The organism is Mycolicibacterium llatzerense (assembly GCF_025331195.1).
In the GTDB taxonomy this organism is placed as follows: Bacteria; Actinomycetota; Actinomycetes; order Mycobacteriales; family Mycobacteriaceae; genus Mycobacterium; species Mycobacterium llatzerense.
In genome coordinates, this window is record NZ_LXOV01000001.1 from 761,236 (window position 1) to 775,809 (window position 14,574).

Annotated in this window: 19 protein-coding genes; 11 read left to right on the forward strand and 8 right to left on the reverse strand. The window is 66.2% G+C overall.

Annotated elements, in window-relative coordinates; translation table 11 throughout:
* The first annotated feature begins 49 nt into the window (after positions 1-49).
* Positions 50-607 carry a sugar O-acetyltransferase gene (locus A7G45_RS04085; protein WP_043390118.1) on the forward strand — a complete coding sequence of 186 codons (558 nt, stop codon included), beginning with the start codon at positions 50-52 and terminating at the stop codon, positions 605-607.
* Positions 608-614: 7 nt separating this feature from the next.
* Here A7G45_RS04085 and A7G45_RS04090 read toward each other — a convergent pair whose 3' ends face one another.
* Positions 615-1,205 (reverse strand): O-methyltransferase, encoded by a 591-nt coding sequence (locus tag A7G45_RS04090; RefSeq protein ID WP_407667527.1) that lies wholly within the window; start codon positions 1,203-1,205, stop codon positions 615-617.
* Here A7G45_RS04090 and A7G45_RS04095 point away from each other — a divergent pair.
* The 6 genes from A7G45_RS04095 to A7G45_RS04120 all read left to right on the forward strand — a co-directional run bounded on the left by A7G45_RS04095 (position 1,180) and on the right by A7G45_RS04120 (position 5,605).
* Positions 1,180-1,536 carry a TetR-like C-terminal domain-containing protein gene (locus tag A7G45_RS04095; RefSeq protein ID WP_260937943.1) on the forward strand — a complete coding sequence of 119 codons (357 nt, stop codon included), beginning with the start codon at positions 1,180-1,182 and terminating at the stop codon, positions 1,534-1,536. The genes A7G45_RS04090 and A7G45_RS04095 overlap by 26 nt on opposite strands.
* A gap of 49 nt (positions 1,537-1,585) precedes the next feature.
* Positions 1,586-1,864 (forward strand): hypothetical protein, encoded by a 279-nt coding sequence (locus tag A7G45_RS04100; protein WP_131630815.1) that lies wholly within the window; start codon positions 1,586-1,588, stop codon positions 1,862-1,864.
* Between the two features lie 65 nt (positions 1,865-1,929).
* On the forward strand, positions 1,930-3,021 hold the full coding sequence (locus tag A7G45_RS04105; RefSeq protein WP_260934014.1) for a TIGR03857 family LLM class F420-dependent oxidoreductase: 1,092 nt from the start codon (positions 1,930-1,932) through the stop codon (positions 3,019-3,021).
* Positions 3,014-3,703 carry a TetR/AcrR family transcriptional regulator gene (locus A7G45_RS04110; protein WP_043390841.1) on the forward strand — a complete coding sequence of 230 codons (690 nt, stop codon included), beginning with the start codon at positions 3,014-3,016 and terminating at the stop codon, positions 3,701-3,703. The genes A7G45_RS04105 and A7G45_RS04110 overlap by 8 nt, the downstream gene beginning before the upstream one ends.
* Positions 3,704-3,803: 100 nt before the next feature.
* A complete protein-coding gene (locus A7G45_RS04115; protein ID WP_043390114.1) occupies positions 3,804-4,151 on the forward strand; it encodes a hypothetical protein in 348 nt (115 codons plus the stop codon).
* Positions 4,148-5,605, forward strand: coding sequence for a methyltransferase (locus A7G45_RS04120; protein ID WP_260934019.1), 1,458 nt, complete (start codon positions 4,148-4,150; stop codon positions 5,603-5,605). The genes A7G45_RS04115 and A7G45_RS04120 overlap by 4 nt, the downstream gene beginning before the upstream one ends.
* A gap of 105 nt (positions 5,606-5,710) precedes the next feature.
* Here the strand turns inward: A7G45_RS04120 and A7G45_RS04125 are convergent, their stop codons facing one another.
* Positions 5,711-6,469: a DUF899 domain-containing protein gene (locus A7G45_RS04125; protein ID WP_043390111.1), complete on the reverse strand. Its 759-nt coding sequence runs from the start codon at positions 6,467-6,469 to the stop codon at positions 5,711-5,713.
* A gap of 86 nt (positions 6,470-6,555) precedes the next feature.
* On the opposite strand from A7G45_RS04125, the gene A7G45_RS04130 reads away from it, so the two are divergent.
* On the forward strand, positions 6,556-6,888 hold the full coding sequence (locus A7G45_RS04130) for an ArsR/SmtB family transcription factor (RefSeq protein ID WP_260934021.1): 333 nt from the start codon (positions 6,556-6,558) through the stop codon (positions 6,886-6,888).
* Positions 6,885-7,322, forward strand: a complete 438-nt coding sequence (locus A7G45_RS04135) for an SRPBCC family protein (protein WP_260934023.1) — start codon at positions 6,885-6,887, stop codon at positions 7,320-7,322. Before A7G45_RS04130 ends, A7G45_RS04135 begins: the two co-directional genes overlap by 4 nt.
* 102 nt (positions 7,323-7,424) lie before the next feature.
* On the opposite strand, the gene A7G45_RS04140 is transcribed toward A7G45_RS04135, so the two are convergent.
* On the reverse strand, positions 7,425-7,985 hold the full coding sequence (locus A7G45_RS04140; protein WP_260934026.1) for a hypothetical protein: 561 nt from the start codon (positions 7,983-7,985) through the stop codon (positions 7,425-7,427).
* A gap of 58 nt (positions 7,986-8,043) precedes the next feature.
* Here A7G45_RS04140 and A7G45_RS04145 point away from each other — a divergent pair, with 58 nt between their 5' ends.
* Both A7G45_RS04145 and A7G45_RS04150 read left to right on the forward strand, forming a co-directional pair.
* Positions 8,044-8,799, forward strand: a complete 756-nt coding sequence (locus tag A7G45_RS04145) for a BglII/BstYI family type II restriction endonuclease (RefSeq protein WP_260934029.1) — start codon at positions 8,044-8,046, stop codon at positions 8,797-8,799.
* A gap of 79 nt (positions 8,800-8,878) precedes the next feature.
* On the forward strand, positions 8,879-9,730 hold the full coding sequence (locus A7G45_RS04150) for an MT-A70 family methyltransferase (protein WP_260934032.1): 852 nt from the start codon (positions 8,879-8,881) through the stop codon (positions 9,728-9,730).
* Positions 9,731-9,792: 62 nt separating this feature from the next.
* Here A7G45_RS04150 and A7G45_RS04155 read toward each other — a convergent pair whose 3' ends face one another.
* The 5 genes from A7G45_RS04155 to A7G45_RS04175 all read right to left on the reverse strand — a co-directional run bounded on the left by A7G45_RS04155 (position 9,793) and on the right by A7G45_RS04175 (position 14,554).
* The gene (locus A7G45_RS04155; RefSeq protein ID WP_081936485.1) at positions 9,793-10,641 is read right to left on the reverse strand and encodes a glycoside hydrolase family 16 protein; all 849 of its coding nucleotides are present in this window, start codon (positions 10,639-10,641) and stop codon (positions 9,793-9,795) included.
* A gap of 273 nt (positions 10,642-10,914) precedes the next feature.
* Positions 10,915-11,385, reverse strand: a complete 471-nt coding sequence (locus A7G45_RS04160; protein WP_260934041.1) for a PASTA domain-containing protein — start codon at positions 11,383-11,385, stop codon at positions 10,915-10,917.
* 6 nt (positions 11,386-11,391) lie between these two features.
* Positions 11,392-11,643 carry a hypothetical protein gene (locus tag A7G45_RS04165; RefSeq protein WP_156127068.1) on the reverse strand — a complete coding sequence of 84 codons (252 nt, stop codon included), beginning with the start codon at positions 11,641-11,643 and terminating at the stop codon, positions 11,392-11,394.
* A 101-nt stretch (positions 11,644-11,744) separates the two neighbouring features.
* On the reverse strand, positions 11,745-13,682 hold the full coding sequence (locus A7G45_RS04170; protein WP_260934046.1) for an Hsp70 family protein: 1,938 nt from the start codon (positions 13,680-13,682) through the stop codon (positions 11,745-11,747).
* 221 nt (positions 13,683-13,903) lie between these two features.
* The gene (locus A7G45_RS04175; RefSeq protein ID WP_051954405.1) at positions 13,904-14,554 is read right to left on the reverse strand and encodes a L,D-transpeptidase family protein; all 651 of its coding nucleotides are present in this window, start codon (positions 14,552-14,554) and stop codon (positions 13,904-13,906) included.
* Positions 14,555-14,574 lie beyond the last annotated feature (20 nt).

The following is a 14,574-nucleotide window of genomic DNA, read 5'->3' on the forward strand; positions in this document are numbered from 1 at the left end:
AGCGGCCGTCAAAAAGGTTCACCGCGGCCGAAGCACCTAACGTGGTTCTATGGATCGTTCGATGCGCGACCGCATGCTCGCTGGTGACCTCTACATTGCCGACGACCCCGAACTGATCCGCGACTCGCAACGCGCACAGCAGCTCACTCACCGGATCAACGCCCTCGATCCCACCGACCTCGAGGAACGAAACCGCCTGCTTCGCGAACTCCTCGGCACATTCGGCGAGGGCAGCGAGATCCGTCCGCCGCTGCAATGCGACTACGGATACCAAACCACCATCGGCGCGCGCACTTTCGCGAACTTCGGCCTCATTCTGCTCGACGTCGCCAAGATCAGCATCGGTGACGACGTCCAGATCGGCCCCAATGTGCAGCTGTTGACGGCCACCCACCCCTTGGAGCCGAGCGTCCGCAGGGACAAGTGGGAAGCAGCCGAACCGATCACGATCGGCGACAACGTGTGGCTGGGCGGCGGCGTCATCGTGTGCCCGGGCGTCACCATCGGCGCCGACACCGTCGTGGGAGCCGGTTCGGTGGTCACCCGCGACCTGCCACCTCGCGTCCTCGCGGTCGGCTCGCCGGCGCGGGTGATCCGCGAGTTGTAGGTCGGGACTACACCCGAACGGTCAATTCCATACCCTTGTCGAGGGGAATCGGGACACTGACGTAACCACTCGCCGGCGCGTTGACGTAGTCGCGGTAGACGTGGTCAGGGTCGAGCCTGACGTTGTCTCCGAGAATCAGCGCGCCGGGCGCCAACACCGGCTCCAGGATCTTCAACACCGGCAAGTCCAGATCGGGCCAGCCGTCGAGAAGCACGAATTGCACTGGGCCCGTGACGGTCTCGAGGGTCGTACGCGCGTCTCCTTCCAGAATCGTGATCAAGTCCGCAACGCCCGCCTCGGCGAACGTCGCGCGGGCTGCGGATATCTTCTGCGAACTCATCTCCGTGGTGATGATCCGTCCGACACCGTTGTCCCGGACCGCAGCGGCCAGGTGCAGGGTGGAGATGCCATAGGACATCCCGTATTCCACGACGGTCGAGGGCTTCAGTGCGCGGACCAGGCTGTAAAGCAGCCGGCCCGAGTCAGGGGCCACAGAAAGGTAGAAGTCCTGGCAAATGTCGGCACGTTCGACGATGGCATAGTCGGTCGGCGAAAGCCCTTGCCGCGCACATCTGCGCGATACCGCGCACTTCCTCACCACTGATGACGCGGGCGTCGTCTACCGCGCACTCATCGGACAAGCCCAACACGATTCGGAATTGGCACAGACCTTTCGATCCCGCTACCTCGATGATCAGCGCACCCGCGACCAGAAACCGTTCCTCCGCGCGATCGAACGCAATGAGCTGGCCCCCGAGACCGACGTGGCCGCGTTGGCCGAGTGGCTCGTCGGCCCGATTCACCATCGCGTGATCGTGACGGGCGAACCGATAGACGACACGTTCCTCGACGCCGTTGTCGACGTTGTCCTGACGGTGTCGGCATCGAGTCGCAAGAAGGTGTCATCCAACCCAGAGCCGGCCAGCTAGGCCCGCGAGCCGAAGGCCGCCATGCAAGGCAATTTACCGTGGTGTAAATATGTCTCTTGTGACTGAAGATGCCGATGTGGCACAGGCTCGGGCATTGCGCGCGGAGCTACGCAGGCATGCGTGGGACCTGGCGTCCAGGCTGTCCCGGGTTGAGTCGCTACCGGATGCGTCGGCGTGGTCTGAGCGGGCGCGATCGATGCGGCGACGCGCCCGCGACCTCCGCCGCGACCTCGACGAGGCCAGGTTCCTGATCGATCGGTTGCATGCCCGGTTCCCCAGCATCGACGCAGCGGGCGCCTCGACGGATACGCCGTCCCCGAGTTATTGAGAACCCTCATTGACAATTGCTCCTAGATGATTAACAGTGCTAAGCGTCTCCGATGAAAGGCGCCCATGAGCACGCCAGACCAGCTCAACGAGCTCGGCTACTACGCCGTCACCCGGCACCCCGCCGACACCCGGGTGGTGCTGCCCGAGGCCCGGGCCGCCGAGGCGCTCGGGCTGGGCTCCTGCCACATCGGCGAGCGCTTCACCGTGAAGGACGCCGGCGTCCTCAGTGGCGCCGTGGCGGGCGCCAGCACGACGCTGGGCATCGCGCCGTCGACCAATCACCACACCCGCCACCCCACCGTCACCGCGACCATCGGGTCGACGATGCACGCACTGACCGAAGGCCGGTTCGCCATGGCGTTCGGCCGCGGGATGGGGCCCTACTGGCAGGCGATCGGCCTCCCGGTGGTCACCGAAGCACGGTTGCGCGACTTCTTCGGCATCCTGCGCCGGCTCTGGGCCGGCGAGATGATCCTCAATCACGATGGCCCGGCCGGGAAATGGCCCATGCTGCGCCACGTGAACGGCCTGGACGACGGACCGCCGATCGGCCTGGTGGCAGTCGGCCCGAAGACCATGGAACTCGCCGGCGAGATCGCCGATTTTGTTGTCCTGCATACCTTTTTCTCCGACGAAGCGACGGAGAAGTCGGTTGCCGCGGTACGCCGGGGCGCCGAGAAGGCGGGCCGGGACCCCGACAGCGTCCGCATCTGGGCATGTCTGGCGACGGTGCCCGACGCGTTGTCCGAGGACGACCAGATCCGGCGTGGTGTCGGGCGGCTCGCGACCTATCTGCAGGCCTACCCGGATGTGCTGGTCTCGGCCAACGGCTGGGATCGAGCGACGTGGGACCGCATCCGCCAGTCCGACCTGTTCACCGATGCGGCCACCGCCGGACCCATCGATGCCAGTGCGTCGTTCGAGACGCTACAGCGGATCGCCGAGTTGATCCCCACCGAATGGCTGGACGCCGTCGCCAAGGGCTCGCCGCAGGACTGCGCGAAAACCATTGCCCGCCAGTATGATCTGGGCGTGCACTCGGTGATCATGCACGGGGCCGGCCCGCACGAGCTCGCCCCGGTGGTCGAGGCCTACCGCGCCAACCGGCCGATGCTGCACCGTGCGGTCGCGGCGAACCCCGGTCGATTTGCCTGAGCACGCGGCCCGGGATTCCCCGCAGGCGGCCCTGGCCCGGGAGCAGTGGCAGGCCGTCGTCACCCAGTCGGGCGCCGGCACCAAGCTCAACAAACGCGGCCTGGAAACCAGGGCGCGCCTGCTCGACGTCGCCATCCGTTGTCTGGCCGACAGCGGTGGCGAGCCGGTGTCGGCGAACCGCATCGCCAAGGATGCGGGCGTCACCTGGGGCACGGTGCAGCACCAGTTCGCCGACCTCGACGGGCTCTGGGTTGCGGTCATCACCGAAATCCATTCCCGCAGTTGGTCTTCTGGTCCGGAAACGCCGCGCAGCGGCACCTTGCGGGAGCGGGTGGAAGGGGCCATCGAATCCGTCTGGCGCTACTTGGATACCGCGGAGGGACGAGCCCTGACCGCACTGCGCACGTCACTGCCGGCGCGGCGTTCCGATATCGCCGCCGAATACCCGCGCACCGCAGCGGCTTTCGCGGCCCGTGAGCTCGACTGGATTCAGGGTTTCGACTATCTGATGGACGGGCTCGACGTCGACCCGGACCAGTTGCATCGCGTGCGATGCCTGCTGCCCGCCGCGATCCGCGGTCTCAGCAACGAACGGCAGATCGGTTTCACCTCGGATCTCGACGTCGCCCGCGCGGCGCTGACCGATGCCGTCGTCGCGTTGCTGACCCCGCCGCGACGGTAGCGGCAAACCATACGGAGATATTTTCCTAGGTCCGCCGGACTGTTCGCTGATAGCATCTGACCTGCATGTTTTTGCACCGTGTGGCTAATCGGAGGCTGCCATGGCTAGCGAAAAGTTGAACCGGACCGTGACGTTGTCATTGGTGGCGCTGGCGGCGACCACGGGTGTCACGTTGGCCACCGCCTCGTCGGCTGCGGCTGCGCCGGCAACCTGCGAAACGGGTTGCGACGTCGGTGGCATCAATACCGCCCCGCCCCCGTTCCTGAAGCTGAACGCACCGTTCATCAAATTCTGGAACATGCAGAAGGTGAACTTCCCGTTCATGAAGTTCGACAACCTGCAGAAGTTCGACAACTTGCAGAAGGTCAACGTCTTCCAGAAGTTCAACGTGTTCCAGAAGATCACTGGCGCACCATCGCTTTCGATCACCAACCCGTTCCACAAGTGACCGAAGCCGGCGCACGACTGGTCGATTGCGCCGCAGACCTCGGCAAGGTGCTCGCTGCCGCGCGCTACTCACCGAGCGGGCTCGGCAGCGGCCGCATCGCGCCGAATCCCCTTGAGGCGGTTGTGCTGGCGCACCGCCTGGGCTCCGATCCACTGGCCACCCTGGTCAACCTGTTCCTGGCCGGTCTGGCGGTGCCCACCGCCGACGCAGCGGGGGCGCTACACCCACTGAACATCGACGACCTGGTCGACGCCTGCCTGCTCACCCGCAGCGACGACCATGTGCAGGCGACGATGTGCATCGGGTGGGCCGACGACATGCTCGTCGCCCACGATTGGCAGGACGGGCGCCCGACCGGCCGGGAACACGTCGTCGCCGTCGCGCAGGCGTCCATGACGTTGGCCGACCTCACGGTGCGCCTCCCCGACGTCGATGCGCTCGACGTCGGCACCGGCGGTGGTGTGCAGGCGTTCCAAGCCGCCGACCACGCTGCCCACGTGACAGGTACCGACGTGAACACCCGAGCATTGCGGCTGGCCGAGTTCGGCGCAGGACTCAACGGCCTGTCCAATGTCAGCTGGCGCGAAGGCAGCCTGCTGGAACCCGTCGGCGATCAGACTTTCGACCTGATCACGGTGAATCCGCCATTCATCATCTCGCCCGACAACACCTACCTGTGGCGCGACGCCGGTCAGGCGGCCCGCAAGCCCGGCAGCCTGGGCCAACAGCTGGTGCACGACATCGTGCCGCGGCTGCGCACCGGGGGCTGGGCCACCATGCTGGCGAGTTGGCCGCATCCGGCGGACGGCGATTGGGTGGCGCCGGTCCGCTCGTGGTTCGCGGAATCAGGTTGCGACGCTTGGGTTCTGCGGTTCGCGACGCATGATCCCATCGAGCATGCCGAGACCTGGCTGGTGCAGAGCGTGCACGCCACCGCCGATTTCGCGGCCGCCCTCGATCGCTGGCTGGCGTTCTATCGCGACCAGGGCATCGAGGCGCTGACGACCGGCGCAATCATCATGCAGCGCAATGACACTCGGACCGAGCACCTGTGGACCGACGAAATGCCGGGCTCCCCCACGGGGTCGGCCAGTGATCAGATTCAACGGGTGTTCGCGCACCGGCGACGGCTGGCCCAGCTGACCGACGAGGACCTGCTCGACGCGGTGCTGACCCCGCTGCCCGGTAACCGGTTGGACCAGACGTTGTCCCGTGGGGACGGCGGCTACGAACCGGCGCCGACGCAGCTGTGGACCCTACCGGGGCTCAGCGTGTGCGCCACGGTATCTCCGGTAGCGCTCCCTGTGGTGCTGGAGCTCGACGGCCGACGGCCGCTGCGCGACCTCATTGTCGCAGCAGCGGACGCCACGGGCTTCGCCCCCGATCAGCTCAGGACCGACGCCCTCAGTACTGCCACCCGGCTGATCGAACTGGGCCTGGTCGACTGGAACTGACTGTCACTCAACGCGATCGGTAGTCGCCGGCCCGAAGCACTTGGCGCACTGACCAATTCGACGATGCGGTTCAGGGTCTGCTGGTACAGCACCGCAAGTTCGGATTCATCGCTCACAGGAGTCGCACCCTTCTTCGCGCGGCGGACGGGGATCATTGGGCTTGCTGGGGTCGGGGTCGCCGAACCAGCGGGAGGGTTGGTGCTCGCCGTAGGTGTCGTGCCAATCCCACCATTCGTAGGCCGCGTCCTGCGGGTATCCGGGTGGAGAGTCTTCCCAGGTCTCCTGCCGGCCCAGCGCCGTCATGTCGAGGTAGCTCCACGAGCTGCCCAGTGCTTCGTCGCCGCGGCTGTTGATGAAGTAGGTGCGGAAGACGGCGTCGCCATCCCGGATGAAGGCGTTGGTGCCGTGCCACTCGTGCACGCCGAAGTCGACGTCGAAGTCGTCGGCGATGGTGTACCAGGGCATCTTCCAGCCCATCCTGGCCGTCATCCGCGCGATGTCGGGCTGCGGTGCACGTGACGCGAACGCCAGCGTGGTGTCGCGAGCGTTGAGATGCGCGACGTGTCCCACGTTGTCGGCGATCATCGAACAGCCGCGGCACGCATGCTCGGGCCAGCCTTTCACGCCTTCCTCGAAGAACGCCCGGTAGATGACGAGTTGCCTTCGCCCACCGAACAATTCGGTCAGGCTCAGTTCGCCGTCGGGTCCGATGAACGTGTAGTCCTTGGTGACCGGCGTCCAGGGCATGCGGCGGCGCATCGCGGCCAGTTGGTCCCGCTGCCGGGTCGATTCTTTCTCCGCAACGAGCATTTTCTCGAGCGCGGCGTCCCACTCGGCCGCTGTCACGATTTCGGGTTTCTGCATGGTGTTCCTCCTCTACAGAATCATTAAACAACTTTGTTGAACATTTCTATTCCAGCAGAGCATGATCCATCGCTATAGTCAACAAGATGGTTGAAGATCAACTGCTGGACCGGACCTATGCCGCCCTGGCCGATCCGACGCGCCGATGGCTGCTGGAGACGCTGCGGCAAGGCGATGCGCGCATCACCGACCTGGCCGCACCGCTGCCGATGACGTTTGCCGGCGTCTCCCGCCATATCGGCGTGCTGGAATCGGCGGGCCTGGTGCAACGCGATGTTCGCGGCCGGGAACGCTGGGTGTCCCTGCGTCCCGATGGGCTGACCGTGGCGCAGCAGTGGATCAACGAACAATCCAACTTCTGGTCGGTGCGGGCGGATGCCCTCGCTGACCGCTTGCGTCGCAAAGGAAATGGTCAATGACAGAGCCCGTCACCGTACGCGTCCAACGCATCATGCCGGCAGTGCCGGACGTGGTGTTCGGCGAATGGCTGGATGTCGAGTCACTGGCGGACTGGATGTGTCCCCGCCCCGACCGCTGTGTCGCCATCACCGTCGAGCCGCACGTCGGGGGCAAGCTGCAGTTCGACGTCGAACACTCCGGCAGCCTCGTCCTGATCATCGGGCGCTTCCTCGAGATCGACCGCCCGCGTCTGCTGCGTTTCACGTGGAGCAATTCGAACTGGCCCGATCCGACGATGGCCAGCGTCGTCAACGTCACCTTCGAACCCCACGGCGAGAGCGAGACGCTGATGGCGATCGAGCACTCCCTGTTGCCGGCTCACGAGCAGGAGAATTTCCACAATGGCTGGGAGCTCACCGCCGCACAGTTGGAGACGGTGCTGCGAGGGCATTGACCGTCGTCCGCCGAATCTAGGCTGACCCAAGGTCAATATCAGCTGCCGTGCTACGGCGAACGCGTCGCTTGTCGTCCACGAATTGGCTGGCTGAAGGCTTCGTTAGGCAGTCCACTCAGGCGCGAACATCTCCAACTGTCCGCGCTGAGGTTCGCTGACCACCAGGTCCAGATTGTTGGCGCGTGGGTATATCTCCGCCGCCTCCCACTGGGCCGCAAGCACACTCGATGCAACCCCGAGTTTCACACCTCGCTCGAGCAGCTCAGCATGCAGACGCACAGCGTCGAACAAGAACACAGACTCGATACAGAACGGCCGGAGGGAATTGCGCGACGACGCTGCCGCAGCTTTTGGACCCGTGAAAACCAGGTAATAGTCAATGGGCACAGTCGTGTTCACATCGAGTAGTCCCTCGCGCTTTCCATACGCCTTTACGTTAACGGTGCGACCGGACAGCTCGCCCGTCGTGAAGTGGCCGTCGTAGCCCGAGGCGTTCGCGGCCTGCTCCAGCTCGACATCGAAAACCCGGGACGCGATCCATTCGCCGATATGTCCAGTAAGTGCAGGCCTGCCCAACAGCCGTCCCAGTCGAGCATCGAGCGCATTCCGTTCACGAAGCAGCGCCGCAAGCTCGGCGAGGTCAATATCGTCACGCTGATCCATTCGATGACGATTGCATAGGCGTCAAGTCCCCGAGGTGTCCCACTGCTACCGTCGCCCCGTGGATCTGACGGACTCGTACACCCGCGTGCTGCCGCCGCACATCCGTGACCGGTACGAGTTCATCGAGACCCGCAACGCCGCCGCGATCCTGGCCGCCACCAACCCGCAGCGGTTCGACGAACTCCTGAGCGCCCTGCACGAATTTCAGCTGCGCACCGACGACCTCGTCCAACCCGGGGGTCAGGAGACCGAGCTGGCGGCGCGGCTCAACACCGCATTCCGCGACAAGGGCTGGCGCGAGGCACGCGTCGACACGCGCATCCGCCTCGAGCTGCGCAAGATGCCGCACAAGCCCGCCGGCGAAGCGCACCCCACCCTGGCGGACACCGAGGTGTTCAACGAGGGCTACAAGGTCGACAACTTCGTCGACCGGCTGGCACTCGATGTGGAGTGGAATGCCAAGGACGGCAACCTCGATCGCGACCTGAGCGCCTACCGCGCGCTATACGACGCGGCGCTGATCGACGTCGCCGTCATCATCACCCGCACCCAGACCGACCTACGCACCCTCGGCCACCGGCTTGGCATCGAAGCCGGCATGGACGACGAGCGCGCCCGCCGGATTCTGGCCACCACGACCACCACCAACACCGAGAAACTGCGGCCGCGGATGCAACGCGGCGACAGTGGCGGCTGCCCGCTGCTGGCGGTCGCGATCTGCGCCCGCACCTGGGTTGAGCACACCCCGGTCCCGGACGCCCCGATCCAAGAAGATCCGGACACTCCAAACGACATCGGCCTCTGGGAGGCCTGACCTGTCGGTGTCATCGCCTACGATTTCGTGAAGATCTTCTCCGTTCGAAAAGATCTAATTCGAAGGTAGGAGTGTCAACGTGGCGAAACGCAGCGACCAGGAACAGGCCGCTCCCCTGCGCGATATCGCCGCGCCGCCGCCGCTGCCCACCGTCGACGGCGGCTGGAAAACCGTATTGGCCGATCCCCCTTGGCGTTTCACCAACCGGACCGGCAAGGTCGCGCCGGAACACCGGCGCCTGGACCGCTACTCCACCCTCGACCTCGACGCCATCTGCGACATCCCGGTGTCCACCGTCGCGGCCCGCGACTCGCACCTGTACCTGTGGGTGCCCAACGCGCTGCTGCCCGAGGGGCTCCGCGTCATGGAGGCCTGGGGCTACCGCTACGTCTCCAACGTCATCTGGGCCAAGCGGCGCAAGGACGGCGGGCCCGACGGCCGCGGTGTCGGCTTCTACTTCCGCAACGTCACCGAGATCATCCTGTTCGGCGTGCGCGGCAGCATGCGCACGCTGCCGCACGCCCGCAGCCAGGTCAACATGATCGAGACCCGCAAGCGCGAGCACTCCCGCAAGCCCGACGAGCAGTACGGCTTCATCGAGGCCTGCTCCCCCGGCCCGTACCTGGAGCTGTTCGCCCGGCACCCCCAGCCGGGCTGGACCGCCTGGGGCGACGAGTCCGCCGACGACGTCACGCCGCGCGGCCAGGCGCACAAGGGCTACGCCGGCGGTGCCATCGACGTGCCACCCGTGACCAAGCACGTTCGGCTGGACCCGACGACGTCCGAACGCATCGGCAAGGAACTGCGCATCCGCTACGAGAACGGCGAAAGCATCCGCCAGCTCGCCGAGGAGACCGGCTACGGCATCACCCGCGTGCGCGGACTACTGGAGCGGGCCGGCACCACGTTCCGCGGCCGCGGACCCCAATAAGACCCCCGACAAAGAATGGGCCCCGCCGAAGCGAGGCCCATTCTTTTGAGGCTATTGGCGGTCTACCAGACCCGCACGTAATCGACGAGCATCTCGGCTGGGTAGCTGCCCCCCTTGGGGTCGCCGCCACCGGAACCGGACACAGCCAGGTTCAGCACCGGGAACACCGAGTAGCCGGGCAGGTTGAACGGCCAGTCGTCCAGCGAGTTCGCGGGCACGAAGAAGTACGGCTGCATGCCCTCGGCGTAGTCCTGCCAGAACGACATACCGGCGTCGTTCCAGGTGACGCGCCAGGTGTGCCAGCCGCCGTCGATGGGGTGCGGGTGGGTATCGAACGACGTGCCGTCCGACCGCGCGTGCACGGTGGTGCCCGACGGCCATTCGCCGTTGCCGTACCACTCGGCCAGGTCGATCTCGCCACCGACGACGGGGTGATCGTTGGACAGCCACCAGGCCGGCCAGCAACCGTTGGTCAGGCAGTTGAACTTGATCCGGGCTTCCCAGGTGGTGTTGATGCCACCCCAGAACGTGCCGAAGACCTTGCCGCTCGTGTACCTACCGTTGGCGTCGCGCGTGGCGCGGATGACCAGGTTGCCCTTGCCGTCCAGGAAGACGTGCTCCCGGTCGTCGCGGTACTGGCCCATGTTCTCCGGGCGGTCCCAGAACACCGGGTTCTTGATGGTCTCGCGCTGCGGGGAGATGTTCCACTTGCCGGGGTCGGGCCGCGAACCAGCGGGGCCGTCGAACTCGTCGTGGAAGATGTAGGAGGGCGTTTGCGCGGCCGGCGGCGGGGCCAGCGGCGGCGTGGGCGAGCTGCCCGGTTGAGGATCCGCCAGAGCGGCGGGGGACGGCATCGCGGCGGCGGCCAACAGGCCCAGCCCCGACGCGCGCATCAAGTTACGACGATCCATTTCCGGCACAGTGGAATATACAAGCCGCTCAGGCAGACTTGACGCAACTTGCGACACGCTTGAAATCACCTGTCAGAGCGGCATTCTCATCGTCTTCGGGCATGCGGCAGCACGCCATCAGCAAAACATGGTTCACGTGAAATATCCGTGCCAGCCAGCGAGTCCATGGCGAACTCTCCGAATCAGCAATGTCGAGTACCCGGTTTTGCAGTCAGCCGGGTATTCGACACCGCCGAAAAAAACTGAAACCGTCCGGTAACAAGCCGTTCAGGTTCAGCGTCCGGACTGTTGGCCCTCCCAGACCTGGCCCGCTTCGGCAGCCGCAGCCGCCTCGGCAGCAGCTGACGACGACGCCGCGGCGGCAGCTGCCGATGCAGACGCAGAGGCGTAGGCCTGCGAGCCCGCCGGGCTGCCCAGAGAGTTGCCCGGGCTGCCCGGGGTGGCGAACGCGGCCTCACAGTTCAGCGACAGCAAAACCTGATTGCTGCTCGAACCGCCACTGTTGGCCGGTGCCGAGACCGTGCGGGCGACCTGATTGGTCACCACACAGCTCGGCCACTGGAGCTGATCGCCCACCGTCGTCGACACCAACGGCTTGAAACCCGCGCTAGCCAGCGCAGATCGTGCGTCGCTGAATTTCTGGCCGACCACATTGGGTGCAGAGCCGGCGGAAGCCACGCCACTGCACATCAACGCAACAGCACCCAGCGACGTTGCCGCAGCAACACCCCATGCAGTTTTCATAGGCGCCTATCCTGCCTTAATTGCCGGCGCGGCGCTCATTGTCGGCGCAGTTGAAGTCGCCGGAGCCCACGTCTGCGTCGCGCCGATGTTCACATCCGGCACTTCAGGCTTGTTGAAAACGGTGTTGGTCGGAGCATGGTCAGAACCTGCGACCGCGCCGCCATCAGTGACTCCGGCGGCAACCGCGCCGATCACACCGACCGCTACCATCGCCGCGGCGCCAACGAGGCCCACCAAACGAGTTCTTGCCAGATTCATAGAACAAGGTTCCCGCATTTCGTGATATGCGGGCAAGTTAAATTCCTGTTCACGCCATAGTCTGACGCCTGCGTCAATAGCGATTTACGCAGTTCAAATCATCAATATGGGTACTGCTGTGGGTATTGCTGCGGGTACTGCCCGTACGGATATTGCTGCTGCGGGGGGTAGTACGGGTTGGCCGGCGGCTGGGATTCCACTGGCTGATCGGGCCCCTTTGGCACCTGGATCGGGATCGGCACGGGGACGAACGGCAGCCGGATATAGCTCGTCGTCATGGTCGGCGTCGCCGAGGTCGTCGTCTCCGTCGTAGACGGTGCCGGCGGAGGCGGCGGCTCGGTCGTGGTGGGCGTGGTGGTGGTCGACGGCGGCGGAGTCGTCGTCGGGGCGTGCGTCGTGGTGGTGTGCGTCGGCGCCGGCGCATGGGTCACCGGCGGCTGGTACGTCGGGCTCGGCGGCGGCGGTGGCGGCGCAGGGACTTCGTTGGTGACGGTGACCGTGCTGGGCGGCGGCTCGACCGGAGGCGGCGCAGGAGGCGGTGTCGGCGACTCGCTCATCGACGGCGGCGGGGTGGTCGGCGGGGCGACCGGCTTGCGGTCGCCGGTCAACGCGATGGTCACGCCACCGACGGCGGCGATCGCCGCGAGGGCTGCGACGCCGAAGACGATGAGTGGCAGCCGCTGCCAGGCCTTGGACGGTTCGGCGTCCACCGGCGCGGCCGGTGCCACGTACTGGGCGATCGCGCGGGTCGTCGTGGTGTCGCCGAAGGCGTCGTCGCCCGTGTAGGGCAGCAGGTCGCCGCCGCCGTCGGAATCCTCGGACCAGGCCAACGACGGGCCGGTGGCCTTGACCACGCGGTCGGCCGCCGTGTCGGCGGGCAGCTCGAGGTCGGTGACGAGGGCGGCCGGCGCTGTGGCCGAGCCGCCGTCGACGGCGGCGGTCGGCGCGGTGCCACTCAGCAGCGCGGCGGGAGCCATACCGGTCTGGGCGTCCGCGTCGGCGCCGTACACCGCGAAGAGAGCCGCGCCCACCGCGGCATCCAGCGCGGGCTGTGGGGTTGTGACGAGAGTGCCCGCGGCACCACGTGCCGCGACGTGTTCCGCGAGCCGCGTGCCAACCATCGGGATCCGGGCGCCGCCACCGACTGCGACCACCGAGCTGATGGCCTGCCAGGTAATCTTGTTGCGCTGCAACAGATCATCGAGCTCGGCCAACACCCCGGTCAGCGGTTCGTCCAACAGGCCGGTCAACTCGGCGCGGGTGACCTCGACGTCGCCCTGGTGCTCCGGAATGTCCACCGGCACCGTGGCCGTCGCGGCTTCCGACAGGTGTTCTTTTGCCGCACAGCAGGATTCACGGAGTTTCTCCAGTGAACTCACAGCCGAGGTGCCCGCGGTATCCACTCCCCCGGAACCGCTGACCTGGGCGAGCACGTGTGACAGCAGCAGCTGATCGACGGCCTCGCCGGAGAATTCGGTGTACCGCACGGTCTCGATGGGCTCGAACGATGAGTCCGCCGCGGCCAGCGTGATGCTGGTGCCGCCGCCACCGAAATCGAGCAACGCGGCGGTACCGGTGGCCGGCAGACCCGGGTTGGCGTGCAGAGCCGTCAGCGACGCCACCGCATCGGACACCAGCCGCGCCGGTACGCCGTTGGGCGCCAGACTCGGATTGGATCGCATCACGGCCCGCATGGCCCGCAGCGTCGCGGTATCCCAGTGCGCTGGAACGGAAATCGCCAGCTGCCCCGTCGGCGGCTCCCCGCCGGACGCCTCGATCATGGCGTCCAGGGCCTCGGCGACCAGCTGATCGGCGTGATACGCCGTGCCGTCGGACGCCACCATCGGCACCGGATCACCGACACGTTCGACGAAGCCGCGGAGCGTCACTCCATCGTCGACGGCATCCGCGGGCAGCCCGACCTGCGGCGCGCGGTCGCGGAACAGGCTCAACACGGCGCGCCGCACCATGGGCGGTTCACCGACGCGCGCCGCGACCAGGTTGGTCGTCCCGATCGACAACCCCAGCTGGTGGCTCATAACCCCACCACCCTAACGCGCGACCGTGTCAGCGCAGCTTGTGACACGTACGAACGGCGTTCTCGCAGATTACTTTTCGTCCGCTGTGACCACCCTGTGGACCAAACCGGCTGAGCCTGTGCACCCGGTGTGTTGCAATGTCCAATATGGGCGAGGACGCGACGAGGCCGCTCGAAAACTTGAATTTCAAGCCGAAAACCGTTGCTGCTCTTCATATCTGATTACTTGGCAACGGCGATCAGCGCTCCCGGTTGCAGCCATCGCATGACCTTGACCAAGGTGCCCTCGTCGATCGCCACACATCCGGCCGTCGGGCCATCACCGATGTGCACGAAGAACGCGCCACCGTTACCGGGCGTCCGCTGCGGGTTGACGCCCATGACGACGGCATACTTGTAGGGCGTGATGTCGAGGTTCTCGGTGCCACTTGCCGGATCGGTATCGAAGCGGCACTGCGCTTGCTTGCAGACCTGCATGGTGTTGTAGGTGGGGCTCTTCATATCGCCGTCCCACCAGTGATCCGGTGTGGTCTGGACGTATTGCAGACCCGTCCCCGGGTTGGCCGCGGTACCGAACGCGAACGGCAGCGTGAAGATCCCCATCGGGGTCTGCAGGTTGCCGTCGTGGCTCTGCGGCACCATGCCCTTCGAGCCCACGTGCGCCGGGATGCCGACGGCGACGGCGTCCCACCCGGCGGGCCCGCGCTGGTACACGTCCATCTTGGCCGACGAACCGCCCACGCCCACAACCGAAATCACCTGCGTGGCCGAACCCACCGAGTTGGCGAACCACGGCGTGACCACCGCGTTGCCGACCGGAGCCAGTGCCACCGCCAGCGCGGCAGCACACAGCAAAGCGAACAGTCGGCGCACCCGTCCATGGTCGAGAACGG

Excerpts from the sequence above, each read along its gene's own strand:
- A7G45_RS04155 (WP_081936485.1), bottom strand. The coding sequence starts at position 10,641 with ATGGATCGTCGTAACTTGATGCGCGCGTCGGGGCTGGGCCTGTTGGCC.
- A7G45_RS04165 (WP_156127068.1), bottom strand. The coding sequence starts at position 11,643 with ATGAATCTGGCAAGAACTCGTTTGGTGGGCCTCGTTGGCGCCGCGGCG.
- A7G45_RS04100 (WP_131630815.1), top strand. The coding sequence starts at position 1,586 with ATGTCTCTTGTGACTGAAGATGCCGATGTGGCACAGGCTCGGGCATTG.
- A7G45_RS04160 (WP_260934041.1), bottom strand. The coding sequence starts at position 11,385 with ATGAAAACTGCATGGGGTGTTGCTGCGGCAACGTCGCTGGGTGCTGTT.
- A7G45_RS04170 (WP_260934046.1), bottom strand. The coding sequence starts at position 13,682 with ATGAGCCACCAGCTGGGGTTGTCGATCGGGACGACCAACCTGGTCGCG.
- A7G45_RS04130 (WP_260934021.1), top strand. The coding sequence starts at position 6,556 with ATGGTTGAAGATCAACTGCTGGACCGGACCTATGCCGCCCTGGCCGAT.
- A7G45_RS04085 (WP_043390118.1), top strand. The coding sequence starts at position 50 with ATGGATCGTTCGATGCGCGACCGCATGCTCGCTGGTGACCTCTACATT.
- A7G45_RS04105 (WP_260934014.1), top strand. The coding sequence starts at position 1,930 with ATGAGCACGCCAGACCAGCTCAACGAGCTCGGCTACTACGCCGTCACC.
- A7G45_RS04125 (WP_043390111.1), bottom strand. The coding sequence starts at position 6,469 with ATGCAGAAACCCGAAATCGTGACAGCGGCCGAGTGGGACGCCGCGCTC.
- A7G45_RS04115 (WP_043390114.1), top strand. The coding sequence starts at position 3,804 with ATGGCTAGCGAAAAGTTGAACCGGACCGTGACGTTGTCATTGGTGGCG.
- A7G45_RS04140 (WP_260934026.1), bottom strand. The coding sequence starts at position 7,985 with ATGGATCAGCGTGACGATATTGACCTCGCCGAGCTTGCGGCGCTGCTT.
- A7G45_RS04135 (WP_260934023.1), top strand. The coding sequence starts at position 6,885 with ATGACAGAGCCCGTCACCGTACGCGTCCAACGCATCATGCCGGCAGTG.